Origin of the sequence: Mucilaginibacter sp. (genome assembly GCF_965201005.1) — a bacterium.
Classification (GTDB): Bacteria; Bacteroidota; Bacteroidia; order Sphingobacteriales; family Sphingobacteriaceae; genus Mucilaginibacter_A.
This window is the reverse complement of record NZ_OZ241747.1, coordinates 1,366,719-1,380,823: the sequence shown is the minus strand read 5'-3', so window position 1 is coordinate 1,380,823 and position 14,105 is coordinate 1,366,719. Positions and strand designations below refer to the sequence as shown.

General features: G+C 40.0%; 16 protein-coding genes. 6 read left to right on the top strand and 10 right to left on the bottom strand.

Translation table 11 applies throughout. The features are described 5' to 3' along the window. Positions 1-36: 36 nt before the first annotated feature. The gene (locus ACOFKR_RS06420) at positions 37-429 is read right to left on the bottom strand and encodes an SRPBCC family protein (protein ID WP_419803194.1); all 393 of its coding nucleotides are present in this window, start codon (positions 427-429) and stop codon (positions 37-39) included. 11 nt (positions 430-440) lie between these two features. Continuing rightward, entirely contained in the window at positions 441-1,082 is a 642-nt protein-coding gene (gene pyrE / locus ACOFKR_RS06415) for an orotate phosphoribosyltransferase (protein WP_419803193.1), read from the bottom strand. A gap of 450 nt (positions 1,083-1,532) precedes the next feature. Here pyrE and ACOFKR_RS06410 point away from each other — a divergent pair, with 450 nt between their 5' ends. Next, positions 1,533-1,703: a hypothetical protein gene (locus ACOFKR_RS06410; RefSeq protein ID WP_419803192.1), complete on the top strand. Its 171-nt coding sequence runs from the start codon at positions 1,533-1,535 to the stop codon at positions 1,701-1,703. A 221-nt stretch (positions 1,704-1,924) separates the two neighbouring features. Continuing rightward, the gene (locus ACOFKR_RS06405; RefSeq protein ID WP_419803191.1) at positions 1,925-2,563 is read left to right on the top strand and encodes an NUDIX hydrolase; all 639 of its coding nucleotides are present in this window, start codon (positions 1,925-1,927) and stop codon (positions 2,561-2,563) included. On the opposite strand, the gene coaD is transcribed toward ACOFKR_RS06405, so the two are convergent. Genes coaD through ACOFKR_RS06390 form a run of 3 tightly spaced genes read right to left on the bottom strand, consistent with a single transcriptional unit; the run spans position 2,560 to position 4,413 of the window. Beyond that, positions 2,560-3,021, bottom strand: coding sequence for a pantetheine-phosphate adenylyltransferase (gene coaD, locus ACOFKR_RS06400; RefSeq protein ID WP_419803190.1), 462 nt, complete (start codon positions 3,019-3,021; stop codon positions 2,560-2,562). The two genes, ACOFKR_RS06405 and coaD, sit on opposite strands and share 4 nt — an antisense overlap. 34 nt (positions 3,022-3,055) lie before the next feature. Beyond that, positions 3,056-3,613, bottom strand: a complete 558-nt coding sequence (gene rsmD / locus ACOFKR_RS06395; RefSeq protein WP_419803189.1) for a 16S rRNA (guanine(966)-N(2))-methyltransferase RsmD — start codon at positions 3,611-3,613, stop codon at positions 3,056-3,058. Continuing rightward, complete coding sequence (locus ACOFKR_RS06390) at positions 3,613-4,413, bottom strand: DUF3822 family protein (protein WP_419803188.1); 801 nt, start codon at positions 4,411-4,413, stop codon at positions 3,613-3,615. The genes rsmD and ACOFKR_RS06390 overlap by 1 nt, the downstream gene beginning before the upstream one ends. A 66-nt stretch (positions 4,414-4,479) precedes the next feature. On the opposite strand from ACOFKR_RS06390, the gene ACOFKR_RS06385 reads away from it, so the two are divergent. The 3 genes from ACOFKR_RS06385 to ACOFKR_RS06375 all read left to right on the top strand — a co-directional run bounded on the left by ACOFKR_RS06385 (position 4,480) and on the right by ACOFKR_RS06375 (position 9,275). Next, a complete protein-coding gene (locus ACOFKR_RS06385; RefSeq protein WP_419803187.1) occupies positions 4,480-5,898 on the top strand; it encodes an ATP-dependent DNA helicase in 1,419 nt (472 codons plus the stop codon). Between the two features lie 204 nt (positions 5,899-6,102). Then, positions 6,103-8,694 carry an ATP-dependent chaperone ClpB gene (gene clpB / locus ACOFKR_RS06380; RefSeq protein WP_419803186.1) on the top strand — a complete coding sequence of 864 codons (2,592 nt, stop codon included), beginning with the start codon at positions 6,103-6,105 and terminating at the stop codon, positions 8,692-8,694. Positions 8,695-8,915: 221 nt separating this feature from the next. Next, on the top strand, positions 8,916-9,275 hold the full coding sequence (locus ACOFKR_RS06375; protein WP_419803185.1) for a hypothetical protein: 360 nt from the start codon (positions 8,916-8,918) through the stop codon (positions 9,273-9,275). 350 nt (positions 9,276-9,625) lie between these two features. On the opposite strand, the gene ACOFKR_RS06370 is transcribed toward ACOFKR_RS06375, so the two are convergent. Both ACOFKR_RS06370 and ACOFKR_RS06365 read right to left on the bottom strand, forming a co-directional pair. Further along, positions 9,626-9,844 carry a hypothetical protein gene (locus tag ACOFKR_RS06370; protein ID WP_419803184.1) on the bottom strand — a complete coding sequence of 73 codons (219 nt, stop codon included), beginning with the start codon at positions 9,842-9,844 and terminating at the stop codon, positions 9,626-9,628. Positions 9,845-9,852: 8 nt separating this feature from the next. Next, complete coding sequence (locus ACOFKR_RS06365) at positions 9,853-10,596, bottom strand: alpha/beta hydrolase family esterase (RefSeq protein ID WP_419803183.1); 744 nt, start codon at positions 10,594-10,596, stop codon at positions 9,853-9,855. A gap of 149 nt (positions 10,597-10,745) precedes the next feature. Here ACOFKR_RS06365 and ACOFKR_RS06360 point away from each other — a divergent pair, with 149 nt between their 5' ends. Continuing rightward, on the top strand, positions 10,746-11,123 hold the full coding sequence (locus ACOFKR_RS06360; RefSeq protein WP_419803182.1) for a winged helix-turn-helix transcriptional regulator: 378 nt from the start codon (positions 10,746-10,748) through the stop codon (positions 11,121-11,123). A 176-nt stretch (positions 11,124-11,299) separates the two neighbouring features. On the opposite strand, the gene ACOFKR_RS06355 is transcribed toward ACOFKR_RS06360, so the two are convergent. The 3 genes from ACOFKR_RS06355 to ACOFKR_RS06345 all read right to left on the bottom strand — a co-directional run bounded on the left by ACOFKR_RS06355 (position 11,300) and on the right by ACOFKR_RS06345 (position 14,001). Continuing rightward, complete coding sequence (locus ACOFKR_RS06355; protein WP_419803181.1) at positions 11,300-12,313, bottom strand: MBL fold metallo-hydrolase; 1,014 nt, start codon at positions 12,311-12,313, stop codon at positions 11,300-11,302. 102 nt (positions 12,314-12,415) lie between these two features. Continuing rightward, complete coding sequence (locus ACOFKR_RS06350; protein ID WP_419803180.1) at positions 12,416-13,351, bottom strand: SDR family NAD(P)-dependent oxidoreductase; 936 nt, start codon at positions 13,349-13,351, stop codon at positions 12,416-12,418. 77 nt (positions 13,352-13,428) lie between these two features. After that, positions 13,429-14,001, bottom strand: coding sequence for a Crp/Fnr family transcriptional regulator (locus ACOFKR_RS06345; RefSeq protein WP_419803179.1), 573 nt, complete (start codon positions 13,999-14,001; stop codon positions 13,429-13,431). Between the last annotated feature and the right edge of the window lie 104 nt (positions 14,002-14,105).

Here is a 14,105-nt window from a genome sequence, read left to right as displayed (position 1 = left end):
AGACTGCTGCAGCAAAACTGACACTGCTTTTACAAGCTAATTTACCAGTTCTTTTAAACGTGCCGTTTCATGGTCGGCCAGTTTTTGCAGCGGTGTTTTGGCCAGCATTTTCATCATCATGTTCATATCTGCAGAAATGGTAAACATAACTTCAGTTTGTGCCGATGCTTCTTTTAACGCCCATTTTAATTCAAGCGGAAAAGGCGGATTTTCAATGGCATTGATCAGGATTTCGTCTGGGTTCCGGCTGCTGACTTTTAAAACCAGTTTTGCCATATTTTGGATTTGGAAACGCGCTTCATCCCGGGTTGATGTCCAGCCGATAATGTTTTCCGGCATCAGTTGCTGGTGATTGTTTAGATCGTCCAAAAAATTATATACAGACGCTTCTGGTGCATCAATCAAAACTTTACTTTCGATAACAGTCATAAAAAAAACAATTATTTGCCCCAAACTGCCGGGTTTGCGCGCCATTGCTGCAAAACTTCCCACTGGTTTTCGTTGATATATTGATGTCCTGCAGCATATTTCAGCAGTGCCGCATAATTAGAAAGCGTGGCAAAACGACAGCGGGCATTTTTAAAATTTTCTGTTGCCGCATCAAATCCGTACGTAAAAATAGCTGCCATACCGGCAACGTCCCCACCGGCCGCACGCAAAGCTTCTACTGCCTGGATGCTGCTTTTACCGGTAGAAATTAAGTCTTCCACAACTACAATCCGCTGGCCGCGGTGCAATTCGCCTTCCACTAAATTGCCTGTTCCGTGCTCTTTTGGCTTAGAGCGGACGTATAAAAACGGCATACCTAATTCCTGCGCCACTAAAACACCTTGCGGAATCCCGGCGGTTGCCACACCGGCGATACAACTTACCGCCCCAAATTCTTCCTGAACCAATGCCACCAGTTGCTGGCGGATATAAGTACGGATGGCAGGGTGCGACAGCGTTAACCGGTTGTCACAATAAATGGGTGATTTCCAGCCCGAAGCCCAGGTAAAAGGTTTATCTGGTTCTAATTTAATGGCTTTGATCTGCAATAAAAATTCGGCAACCTGCTGCTCAACTTCCAGTTTATCAAACATAATTTTAACTTAAAATCGGGTAATGGCAGGTTTAAATTGATCAATATTTATGGCAATGGACAAAGCCGGTTTCCGAATGGAAGATATAATCATAACTATTTAACGGGCCACTGTTTTTTTAAAAGGCCTGAATTGTTGTTTACAGCCCGGCAAAGATAAAATTCTTTACCCGGTTTTGCAGAAATAGTATGTATAAATAACATCCAATTGTTTGTCGGCTTGTTTAAAATTTTTTCTGAAAAACCCTGATGCTTCTTTTAGCACGATAAATTTGGTTGCCTGTGTGCGCCTGCTTGAAAAAGCAAATTAGGTTTTACCAATTTTTATTCGGTAAAAGAAGCATCATAAATAAATCAATAAAATATAAACAGGCACTATCCTTAAAAATAAAAAAAACGAACCTTGATAAACGCCACCGCGTACAAGGCATAACCAAAAGTGTTTTTAAAAATGGAAATTCAGAATTTATTAAAAAAGTTAAGCCTGGACATTGAAGAAAAAAACAACCTGCTTAGCACTGCCGAAGCCGGGCACCGTGATACTTTTAAAGTAAAAATGGAGTTGGAAATTGCTATCGAAAACTACAGCACCATTTTTAGTGCCTTGCCAATGCTGATGTAAATCAGCAATATTATTTGCCGTATTGAGGGTTTGTTTTTGTCGGAAATCTCCGGCATGGCAAACCTTTTTTATTGTTTCAAGATTTTTTTTAACGATAAAGATAATTCCGTTATTTAGTGATTGGTTTTGAAATGGAATGCTTCTTTTATCACCTAAAAATCAGTGAAAGATTTGCAGGAAATAAAAACCGGACCCGGCTTAAAAATATCATCCCGTAGAATATGCAAAACAGTGTTTACAGTATTTATTTTGACGAAAAGCAACTGATTGTCGCTGAAAATTTGCCAGAAGAACTAACTGATTATCAGGATATCAGCCTGGAAGATGCTGACTTGAAACTGATTTATAACCTGATCAAAAACTCAGCCCGTACACAATTTTTGTTTCTGTGCAAAAACGCAAAATCAACCTTAAAAAAACTCTCTAAAAGCATTAAACTGATTGAAGCTGCCGGCGGTTTGGTGCGCAACGAACGCAAGGAATGCCTGGTGATTTTTAGGAATGGCGTTTGGGACTTGCCAAAAGGGAAAATTGAAGAAGGCGAAAAAACACGCAAAGCAGCCATACGCGAAGTGGAGGAAGAATGCGGCATTAAAGTAAAAAAAGCCGGCAAAAAAATTTGTAAAACTTTCCATGTTTACCTAATGCGCAACCAGGAACTGGCCTTAAAAAAAACACACTGGTACCGCATGAAAGCCGAAGGACAGGATAAATTAAAGCCGCAGAAAGAAGAAGGCATCACCAAAGCCCGCTGGTTTACCAAAGAAAAACTGGCTATTTTAACACAAAACACTTATCCTTCCATCATTGATGTTTTGGATAATATGGGTTTACTTGCCGATAAAACAGAAGTTTTTTAAAGAAACGCCAATGCTTCTTTCGGGATAAACTGACTTACATCACCGTTGTATTTAATAATTTCGCGTACAATGGTAGAACTGATGGACGAATAACCTGGCTTGCTAACAATAAAAATGCTTTCTATTTCGGGTTCCAGCGCATGGTTCATCTGGGCAATCGCTTTTTCATATTCAAAATCCGAAACGGTACGGATGCCGCGGATCATATAATTTGCGCCGATTTGTTTGCAAAAACCTACCGTTAAACCTTCATACACAACTACTTCAATCTTTGGTTCATCTGCAAAAACCGCTTTTAACATTTGCTCACGTTTTTCCGGGCTGATAAATGGTTTTTTGGTGCTGTTTAAGCCAATACCGATATAAATTTTATCAAATAAACTGATAGATCGTATTAAAATATCAACATGTGCTTTGGTAACCGGATCAAAAGAACCTGGAAAAAGAGCGATTTTCATACAGTAAAAGTATTAAATCCTCCGGTTTTGGGCATTACTTTTCTATTGATTTTAAAGCAGGGTTTTTAAAAAACGAAAAGGCCGTATTCCCGTAAACACGTTTTTCAGAAAAATTAGACTGATTGTTCAGGTTTTGGTAAGATGGGTGTTCCACGATCAGCAAACCGCCGGCCACCAATAAATCATGGGTAAAAACAGCATTTGGCAGCTGCGGGATTTTGTCCAGATCATATGGCGGATCAGCAAAAATCAAATCGTACTGCTCGGTTTCCATCTCCAGAAACTTAAAAACATCGGCCTTAAAAGTAGTGATTTCAGGCAGTTTATGTTTTGTGGCCATCTCTTTCAAGTAGAAAATACATTGTGCCGCCCGATCTACCGCCACCACTTTTTCGGCTTGCCGCGAGGCAAATTCCAGTGAAATGTTGCCCGTTCCGCTGAATAAATCCAGCACTTTTAAACCTTCAAAATCCAGCAGATTGTTCAAGATGTTGAACAAAGCTTCTTTGGCCAGATCGGTTGTGGGCCGCACCGGCAAATTATTTGGCGGGTTGATGCGCAAGCCTTTTAATCGTCCTCCGATAATCCGCATCAGTTTAAACCTAAAAATTGTATGACCTGATGATAATGTAATTCGTTTTTTTGGTCGAAATCATTTTTGCCAAATAATTTCACTTCCTTAAAAAACTCCTGTAAACGAAGCATTTCCCGGGATTGATCTGCAACGTTTCCACAAATCAGCAAACTGGTTTCTTCCGGTTTTAGGTTGAGCTGATCTGCAACCAAAGCTGTAAAATAAACCAATTCATCGGTTGTACTGATCGCAAACTGGTTATAAAAACGGATGCTTTCCTGATCCGCAAACAGGATTTTGATGCTCTTTTCCTCTAAAAACAAGTATAAATTTTGGCCCGGAACCTTCTCCTCAAGAACCGTTTTTATCCAGCTTTTTGGGGCGAACTGGATTTTTGCCGATGGATATTTTAATTGAACCTGCTCAACCAAATTTTCTGGCAAAGTGAGAATGACTATATTTTTGCCATTTTCAATTTGATCCGTTAAAATCAAATCTGCTTCTTTTACCGATAAAAAAACGGCAAAATCCGCCAAATTTTCAGGGGTAAAAACAGCATCCGGGATTAAACAAAAACTATTGGTGTCCGAAGCAATAATAACATTTTCATAGTTGGAAGCCGCAAACAGCGCGTTTTGCTGCTGGTCAAAAAGCTGGTTGTGCAAATGGCCTGTGCTTAGCCGGACCAGACGATGCGTGGCCGGATGACGGACGGCATAACTAAAAGTTGTTGTATTTAATAAAATAACCAACTCAAAATCAGCCGTGTAAGCAGGATTAAATCCGGGACCGGAAAAGTTTATCGGGACAAAGTGCATCGGTAAACAAAAGTAAAAAATTTTGTGAAATAGGATTTAGCGTTTTTATCGTGAATTTTGCGGCACATGAACGAAGAACTCATCCGCAAAGCTTTCCCGCATACGCCAACTTTGCAGCAAATGGAACTGTTTGGTTTGCTGCACCGGTTTTTGATCAGCACTGATGAAGATGCCTGTTTCATTTTAAAAGGTTACGCCGGAACCGGGAAAACAACCGTGCTGGCCGCGCTGGTCAAGCTGCTGAAAAACTATAACTTCCAGTCGTTTTTGATGGCGCCAACCGGCCGCGCCGCTAAAGTGATGAGCAACTATTCCGGCCGCAAAGCACTGACCATCCACAAAAAAATATACCGTAAAAAGAGTGCCGTTACGCCTGACATGAATTTTTCTGCTTCAGATAACCTGCACGAAGACACGCTTTTTATTGTGGATGAAGCTTCCATGATTTCGGGCGAAAGCGGCGGCCGCAACAATAGCTTACTGCACGATTTGATTGAATATGTGTACAACGGCCGTAATTGCAAACTGCTTTTGATTGGTGATACGGCACAGTTGCCGCCGGTTGGTTCGGAACAAAGCATTGCCTTGGAACCCAAGATTTTAAATGATTTGTTCCGGTTACGGATTTTCAGTTTTGAGCTGACGGAAGTGATGCGGCAGGAAAAAAATTCGGGTATTTTAGAAAACGTTACGGCCATGCGGAACCTGATCAGGCAGGAGGAAGCCGAATATCCGCAGGTAATCACCAAAGGTTTTAAAGACATTTACCGCATGACCGGCGAACGGCTGGAAGAAGGTTTGAACTATGCTTACCAAAAATATGGCATGGAAAACACGCTGCTGATTTGCCGCTCCAACAAAAACGCCAACACTTACAACCAGCAGGTACGCGCCCGGATTTTGTACCGCGAAGAAGAACTTACCGGCGGCGATTTTGTGATGGTGGTGCGCAACAATTATTTCTGGATGAAAGATCAGGAAGGGGCGAGTACGGATTTTATTGCAAACGGCGATATTGGCCAGATCAAACGCGTGCGCAATATCCGCGAAATGTATGGTTTTCAGTTTGCGGACGTGCAGATCGAATTTACAGATTATGCAGATGGTTTAACGCTGGACTGCACGGTGATGCTGAACACGCTTTACACCGAAACGTCAAGTTTATCGCAGGCAGATAGTCAGCGTTTTTTTGAGGAAGTGATGAAAGATTACGAACACATCGCCAGCAGGCAAAAAAAAATGGAAGAGCTCAAAGCCAACCCTTATTTCAATGCTTTACAGATCAAATTTGCTTACGCCGTTACCTGCCACAAAGCGCAGGGCGGACAGTGGGACGCGGTTTTTGTAGATCAGGGTTATTTAACGGATGAAATGCTGAACACTGATTTTTTGCGATGGTTTTATACGGCCTGTACACGCGCTTCCAAAGAGCTTTTTCTGATTAATTTCAGTCAGAATTTTTATCGGGACAAATTGCCGGAATGATCTTTAGGTGATAAAAGAAGCATCGGTCAAAAATCCAACTTCAACTTAAAACCTGCCTGAAATAAGCAACAGATTTTGTGCGATAAAAGAAGCATCGGCCAAGATCAAGACTGACTTTTTGTCTTATCAATCTAAAATCAACCGACAAATTTTCCATTTTTCAACATAAAACAATTTTGGTAACGGATTTGCCAATCATCAGTAATGAACTTAAACAACTATACGATAAAAGCCCAGGAAGCGATTCAGAAAGCTTCTGAGATCACTTCCGGTAACCAGCAGCAGGCAATTGAAAATGCACATTTGCTCAAAGGGATGTTGCTGGTGGATGAAAACGTTGTTAACTATCTGCTCAAAAAACTCAACGTAAATATCAGCCGACTAAATACTTCTTTGGATGAACAGATTGCTTCGTACCCTAAAGTAAGCGGCAGTAACGTTTATCTTTCGTCGGACGCAAATTCAGTTTTACAAAAAGCATTATCTTATGTGAAAGAATTTAAGGACGAGTTTGTGTCCGTAGAGCATCTTTTACTGGCTATTTTAGCAGGAAAAGACAAAACTGCCGGTTTACTCAAAGATTTTGGCGCGACAGAAAAAGACCTTAAAAAAGCAATTTTAGAGCTGCGCGGAAACAGTAAAGTAACCGATCAAAACGCGGAAGCGACATATAATTCGCTGAACAAATACGCCCGGAACCTGAACGAATATGCAGAATCCGGAAAATTAGACCCGGTAATTGGCCGCGACGAGGAAATCCGCCGTGTGATCCAGATATTGTCCCGCAGGACAAAAAATAACCCGATTTTAGTCGGCGAACCCGGCGTTGGCAAAACTGCCATTGCAGAAGGGATTGCCTTCCGGATTATCAAAGGCGACGTGCCGGAAAATTTAAAAACCAAAACTGTTTTTTCATTGGATATGGGCGCGCTGATCGCAGGTGCCAAATACAAAGGCGAGTTTGAAGAACGCTTAAAAGCAGTGATAAAAGAAGTAACGCAGGCAGACGGCGAAATCATTATGTTTATCGATGAAATCCATACGCTGGTTGGTGCGGGCGGCGGCGAAGGTGCGATGGACGCTGCAAATATTTTAAAACCTGCTTTGGCACGCGGCGAATTGCGTGCAATCGGTGCAACAACTTTGAACGAATACCAGAAATATTTTGAAAAGGATAAAGCGTTGGAACGCCGTTTCCAAAAGGTAAATGTAGATGAACCGGACACGGCGGACGCGATTTCCATTCTCCGCGGAATAAAAGAAAAATATGAAACGCACCACAAAGTGCGGATCAAAGACGAGGCAATTATTGCTTCGGTAGAAATGTCGCAACGTTATATTTCTGATCGTTTTTTGCCGGATAAAGCCATTGATTTGATGGACGAGGCCGCTTCTAAATTGCGTTTGGAAATGGATTCTGTGCCTGAAGTTGTGGATGAACTGGAACGGCGCATCATGCAATTAGAAATTGAGCGCGAAGCCATCAAACGGGAAAATGATGAAAAACGCGTGAAAGAATTGAGCGAAGAAATTGCCAATCTTTCTAACGAACGCGATTCTGTGCGTGCAAAATGGCAGGGCGAAAAGGATTTGGTGGATAATGTGAACAACAAGATCGAGCAGATCGAAAACTATAAATTAGAAGCCGAACAAGCCGAACGTGCGGGTGATTATGGCAAAGTTGCCGAGTTGCGTTACGGCAAAATCAAGGAAACCGAAGCCGAAGTTGATCTTTTGAAAAAACAAATCGAAGATGAACAAGGCGACGGCCGGATGTTGAAAGAGGAAGTTACCGCCGACGATATTGCAGGTGTTGTGGCGCGTTGGACGGGCATTCCGGTTTCTAAAATGATCCAGAGCGAGCGTGAAAAATTGCTGAACCTGGAAGACGAACTACATAAACGCGTTGCAGGTCAGGAGGAAGCAATTGAAGCGATTTCTGATGCCATCCGCCGTAGCCGCGCCGGTTTGCAGGACCCGCGAAAACCGATTGGTTCTTTTATTTTCTTGGGGACAACGGGCGTTGGGAAAACTGAATTGGCCAAAGCTTTGGCCGAATATCTGTTTAACGACGAAGCCGCTTTGGTGCGGATTGATATGAGCGAATATCAGGAACGACATGCGGTTTCGAGGTTGATCGGCGCGCCGCCGGGATATGTTGGTTATGATGAAGGCGGGCAATTGACGGAAGCCGTGCGCCGCAAACCTTACAGCGTGGTTTTGCTGGACGAGATTGAAAAAGCGCATCCGGACGTGTTCAATATTTTATTGCAGGTTTTGGACGATGGCAGGCTGACAGACAATAAAGGCCGCGTGGTCAATTTTAAAAACACGATCATCATCATGACATCCAATATTGGCGCAAACGTTATCCAGGAAAATTTTAGCGATCTAAACGATGAAAACCACGATGAAGTTGTTGCCAAAACCAAAAATGAACTGTTCGAGTTGTTGCGCCGTACGATCCGGCCGGAGTTTTTAAACCGGATTGACGAAATTATTATGTTTACGCCGTTGAGCCGAAATGAAATTGGTTCAATTGTTAAGTTGCAATTTAATCAATTAAAGAATACTTTGCAAGATATGGGCATCAACATCGAAGCATCAGATGCTGCTTTGGATTGGCTTGGCCAGTTGGGTTACGACCCGCAGTTTGGAGCAAGGCCGTTAAAAAGGGTGATCCAGAAAAAGGTTTTGAACGAACTTTCCAAACAGATTTTATCCGGCAAAATCAACAAAGACAGCAACATTAAATTGGATGAATTTGATCACAACTTTGTTTTCTTAAATTCTTAATAATGAAAAATAGCTGGTAAAAGAAGCATTCAAAACAAAAGGGGTTTCCGTTGAATTGGAAACCTCCTTTTTTGTTTAGATTTAAAGCCACAATGTTTTGGTTTTTCTGATATGATTGTTTATTTCAAACCGTAACCTAATATGCTTGTTGACAGTCTTACCGGTATAATGATCAATTTAACTTTGTATTTTTATCACTTTTACAACTAAATCAAATGAAAATGAAAAAAACAATTATTGTGGCCCTTTTGCTTATTGGTGGCATTGGTGTTGCCTTATCTACTATTGTGGATCTGACTGGCAATTGGACAGGCGTTTTAAACAGCCCAGATGGCAATACTTCGCAATTAGATTATACATTTAAAGCTGATGGCACGAGGCTTACCGGTACTTTCGAGAGCGTTTATGGTAAAGGAATGATTGAAAATGGTAAAGTTACCGACAAAGAAATCACTTTTACCGTTAATTTAAATGGCTTGGATTTGCCGCACAAAGGCACAGTGTTCACTGATTCTATTTCATTGGATATTGATTATAAAGGCAGTCCTTTACATGTTAACCTGAAGCGCAAAGTTAAATAATTGTGGTTTGTTTTTACAATTTAAAGTTAACTGTTTTCGAATTGGAATTTATACTTTTACGACTTTAGCTGACAAGCTAAACATAGACAGCAACATTAAACTGAATGAATTTTACCACAACTTTATTTTCTTAAATTCCTAATCTTTGAAAAACAGGAGCTAAAAGAAGCATTCAAAATAAAAGGGCTTTCCAATTAAATGGAAAGCCCTTTTTTGTTGAAGAAAATTATTCTGAATGTTTTCGGTACTTCTTTTAGCATATTTATTTTAGAAAGTTTATAGATTTTAGGTGATAAAAGAAGCATTTAAAATTAAATTGTCAATAGGATCAAAAGTCTTTTCTCGTTGGCTTAAAGACCAAAAAAGGAAACAGCTTGTTTAGGCGTATCAAAGCTCTTAAAAGTTTTGCCCATCAACCTTGGAAACCTAAAGTTTTGTTGCGGGATTACATGTCCGCCACCGTAAACAGTGTAAAGTTCAACGAAAGTTTGCCCTGCTTTTATCCATGTTTGGCGTTCTGTATAACTTTCATTGTCTCTTTTAAAATTTTTTTCTTTTAAATCCGGCACTTTTTCTATTAGAGGCTTAATTGTGGCACCATTCCGTTCAGCCAAACTTTGCGCGGATCCTGGGCAGAAACCACTGTCCCAATCTTTTTCAAGCCAAACAGCGTTACTTCGCCACCATTGTAGGGATTGATCGGGTCTTTGGTCCCGGCTACTAGCATGACCCTTGATGTTTGTCCTTCCAAAACACAGGAACAAGTGGCCGGCGTTTGAAGATTGGCGCTAACGGCGGAAACAGCAGCTACTAAATTCGGCACTTCCATGGCAAGGCGCAAAGCCATTTGTCCGCCATTTGAAAATCCGAACACATATACTTTGCCCGGGTCAATTCCATAGTCTTTACTAAAATTTTCGATCAGGCTCCGGATAAAACCAACATCATCTATATTTTCTTTTTTTGCCGGAAAAGGCGCATCGCTTCGGCAGTCGTTCCAATTGCCTTTGTAGCCGTTTGGATAAATCACTGCAAACCCTTTTTGATCCGCCAACTGGTCAAACTCATAGGCTGTCCATTGCCGCATTTTATCTGCATTCATTCCGGTTCCGTGCAAAGCAATAATTAATGCAGGTTTAGGGCTTAGCTTTTTCGGGATGTAGTACAAATAACTTCTCGTTTGATTATTCACTTGGATTGTGGCTTGTTCAATTTTCGCGCTAAGCTGAGGTTCGTTTGGAACGAGCGCATAAGCAAAATAAAAATAAGCAATTACTACAAGGAGCAGCAGGACGCCAACAATAATTATGGTCCGGTTCATTTTATTTTAGCTTGTTTAACAATCCGTTTGTTCAGCATTTTTAAAAAAAATTTAAAATTTCTGTTTCAAATGTAGGTACATTAGCTTATCAAATATCAGTAGTAAACAAAAGGTTAGCAGTAACCTTTAGGTTAGTAGATTTTTAATAAATGGAACTTTGTAAACTAAGCAGTAATGCTTCTGACGAACAATGTGCGGCAATGCTTCAGGCAGTTGGCGATGCATTGTATGCGATGGGCGGCAAATGGAAACTAAGGATAATTATTGCTTTGTTTAATGGCAATAAAAGATTTAATCAACTGCAGCGGACTATAACCGGAATTTCAGCCAGGGTATTGTCCAACGAACTGAAAGACTTGGAAATGAATGGTTTTGTAAAACGAAATGTAAATGCTGTGGCGACACCGGTTACAGTTGATTACCAACTTACCGAATACAGCAACACTTTAGAAGATGTAGTGCGTTCTTTGAGCAATTGGGGCACTATGCACCGGAAAAACATCAAACATCAAATTGGAAAAAAGTAAAATATATTTTCCTGTTTGTTTAAGTTAGAAATCTTGTGGTGATTTTTTTTAACTTGTACTTGGGGTTTACAAGTTTCCAAATATGCGATGCTTCTTTTATGCCATAAAAATTGGTATAGTTGTCCAAGTTTGAAAAGATAAATTTTTAGGTGATAAAAGAAGCATCTGAAATCAGGTTATAAAATTAATGGTTTTCCAATATTCAATACATCCAATTTTGCTTCCAGTTTAAGCTTCTTTGCCGCTACTTGCAGATCTTTTAAAGGCTGGCTTAGCGGCTCGTCCGAAAGGTCAAAAGTACCGTAATGCATCGGTATAAAACGGGTGGAGTTCAATTCTGTAAAACCTTTTAACGCATCTGCCGGAGATTGATGATTGGCACTCATAAACCAAACAGGTTCATAAGCACCAATCCCTAAAATGGCATAATCAAAGCTGCCAAAAACCGATGCCAATTCTTTGTAATGCGTATCATAACCGCTGTCGCCGCCGAATAAAATACGCTTGCTTGCCGTTTCTATCACAAACCCTCCCCAAAGCCGTTGGTTGGTATCAAACAAACCGCGTGTTGACCAATGCCTGGAAGGAATGAACGTGATTTTTACCGGGCCGCTTCCGGTATTATACTGCTGATACCAGCCTGCTTCTTCAATGCTAGTTGAACCGGTGAAACTATGTACTATTTCTTTCATGCCTAACCCTGACAAATATTTAACATTTGGATTTTGCTTGGATAAAAGTTTCAAACTTTTATCATCCAAGTGGTCACGGTGATCATGCGACAGCAAAATATAATCAAGAATTGTTAAAAGATGTGGATCAACAGGAAATCCAGACCGCCGTTTAACCGAAAGAATATCACCAAATACAGGGTCCGTGAGTATTCTGACCCCAGCCAAACGGATATAAAAAGTACTGTGCCCAAGCCAAACAATCATATCATTACTTTCATACAACCAGGAATTGTCCTTGTAAACAATTGGGTCCCAAACTTCTGCTTTTTTTTCTTTTTTGAAAGGGCTGGCTTCCAACTTCCAACGAAATACATCCGCCCAATTTGGGACAAAAGGATGGTTCAAGTTTAGAAATCTACCTTTTTGATCAACAGGTGTCCCTTGCCATCCTTGCGGTGCTTTTGGTGTTTGCAATTGCGGATTGTTCTGGTATGCTTTTATGTTGTTGTTTGTCATTGTATAAATTATATAGCACAAATAAAGGCAACTCTATTTGAATTGCCTTTTTATTTATTTGATATTTAACGCTACATTTTTTTAGCTGTTACATATTTATTATTAAACTAATTGAACAGAAGTTTCATTCTGTTTTATGCCAAGCAGGTCAATTGTTGATGTCCATAAAATATCTTGATATTCTTTATTGTATGAATCTGCGGAAGATTTGATTTCTTTTTCGCCTTCAAAATATTTTCCTTTAAAATTTTTGTATTGGTCAGCATAAGCAAGGTTTGCTAAACGTTTGCCCGATACCTGCGCTGTGTTAACGTTATGCACAAAGTATCTAAGCACGGGCAATATATGGTCGGATATGAAGCGCAAGAAAGGCGGATAGTTTCTGGCCAGGCCTGTTCCAGGCACAAATCCCGGATCAAAGGCGTTTACCCTGATATTGGTTTTTGATAACTTTCTTTGCAATTCGTAGGTGGTCAGGACATTGCATAATTTTGAAGTTGTATATCTGCGTTGCCCTACGGTCATTGGTTTTTCATTTGTTTCGGTTGGATATACCAATTCCTTTGCACTTTTAAATATGGGCGGTTCCATTCCCGTCTTTTGTTTTGGGTCGTGTGTGCCACTTGCCGTAAACGTTATACTTGCATTACTGTCCATAAACGGCAAAAGCAATAAAGTAAGGTAAGTAGAAGCCAAATGATTTACACCAATAGTAACTTCAAAACCATCTTTTGTGTATTGAGTTTCCGCAACATTTTGGATGCCTGCATTGTTTATCAACGCAATTATTTTATTGTTGGGTTGCTTTGAAAATTGTACTGTAAACTCTCGTACAGATTGTAAAGATCCCAAATTCAATGGCATACAAATTAAATTTTTATGTCCTGTTTTTTGTTTAATGTTTTGAATTACTTTATCGCCTGACTTTTGATTTCGGCAAGCAAGTATAATTTGCTCGTTAGGTGCAATTCTGGCCATTTGCATAGCACATTCAAAGCCAATACCACTTGTTGCGCCTGTAAGGATGATTAATTCCATTTTTATCTTTTTTTAAATTATAACCCAAATTTCATCAATAGAAAAATGAAACCATTTGCCATTTGGCAAAAAGCAATTTAGCCGCTGATGTTTTTTCTGATCCGGCTTAAAGACGATTGTGTAATACCCAGATAAGAAGCTAAATACGACAACGGGATCCGGTTTGCAAGTTTAGGGAACTTTTGAAAGAAGTTAAGATAACGTTCAGTTGCATCTTCTGCCATCATAGAACTAATCTTGTTTACCTTATCAGCAAATCCTTTTGCCGTAATTTTACTGATAATATTGTCCCAACCAATGATCGTCATTGATAGTTCCTGCATTGCTTCTTTAGAAAAAAAAATGAATTTGCAATCTGTAATCGTTTGTGCATATTCTGAAGATGGAATGTTTTGATTGTAACTATTGATGTCGACCACAAAGTTATTTTCATCGATAAAGTATTTGGTAATTTCCTCTCCTTTGTTGTTATAATAACAAATCCTAAAAATCCCTTCAGTCAAAAAAATGACTTCACGCGGTATGTTTCCAGCTTCGGCATAATACTCGTCTTTTTTTAATTCTTTTAAAACCCCTTTGCTTTTTACCAGGTCAATTTGCTGCTGGTTCAAATGGCCGAATTGCAATAAATAATTGATGAGTGCTTCCATTTGTGCAAGTTACCGGATATACATTGGTTTGCATTTGCCATTTGGCAAAAAGCGCAAGACTAATTGAAAGCTTATACCTAAAGATAAATATGAAATGATGCTTC

Excerpts from the sequence above, each read along its gene's own strand:
- pyrE (WP_419803193.1), bottom strand. The coding sequence starts at position 1,082 with ATGTTTGATAAACTGGAAGTTGAGCAGCAGGTTGCCGAATTTTTATTG.
- ACOFKR_RS06355 (WP_419803181.1), bottom strand. The coding sequence starts at position 12,313 with ATGACAAACAACAACATAAAAGCATACCAGAACAATCCGCAATTGCAA.
- rsmD (WP_419803189.1), bottom strand. The coding sequence starts at position 3,613 with ATGCGGATTATCGGAGGACGATTAAAAGGCTTGCGCATCAACCCGCCA.
- ACOFKR_RS06385 (WP_419803187.1), top strand. The coding sequence starts at position 4,480 with ATGAACGAAGAACTCATCCGCAAAGCTTTCCCGCATACGCCAACTTTG.
- ACOFKR_RS06365 (WP_419803183.1), bottom strand. The coding sequence starts at position 10,596 with ATGAACCGGACCATAATTATTGTTGGCGTCCTGCTGCTCCTTGTAGTA.
- coaD (WP_419803190.1), bottom strand. The coding sequence starts at position 3,021 with ATGAAAATCGCTCTTTTTCCAGGTTCTTTTGATCCGGTTACCAAAGCA.
- ACOFKR_RS06345 (WP_419803179.1), bottom strand. The coding sequence starts at position 14,001 with ATGGAAGCACTCATCAATTATTTATTGCAATTCGGCCATTTGAACCAG.
- ACOFKR_RS06405 (WP_419803191.1), top strand. The coding sequence starts at position 1,925 with ATGCAAAACAGTGTTTACAGTATTTATTTTGACGAAAAGCAACTGATT.
- ACOFKR_RS06390 (WP_419803188.1), bottom strand. The coding sequence starts at position 4,413 with ATGCACTTTGTCCCGATAAACTTTTCCGGTCCCGGATTTAATCCTGCT.
- ACOFKR_RS06350 (WP_419803180.1), bottom strand. The coding sequence starts at position 13,351 with ATGGAATTAATCATCCTTACAGGCGCAACAAGTGGTATTGGCTTTGAA.
- ACOFKR_RS06410 (WP_419803192.1), top strand. The coding sequence starts at position 1,533 with ATGGAAATTCAGAATTTATTAAAAAAGTTAAGCCTGGACATTGAAGAA.
- ACOFKR_RS06360 (WP_419803182.1), top strand. The coding sequence starts at position 10,746 with ATGGAACTTTGTAAACTAAGCAGTAATGCTTCTGACGAACAATGTGCG.
- ACOFKR_RS06375 (WP_419803185.1), top strand. The coding sequence starts at position 8,916 with ATGAAAAAAACAATTATTGTGGCCCTTTTGCTTATTGGTGGCATTGGT.
- ACOFKR_RS06420 (WP_419803194.1), bottom strand. The coding sequence starts at position 429 with ATGACTGTTATCGAAAGTAAAGTTTTGATTGATGCACCAGAAGCGTCT.
- clpB (WP_419803186.1), top strand. The coding sequence starts at position 6,103 with ATGAACTTAAACAACTATACGATAAAAGCCCAGGAAGCGATTCAGAAA.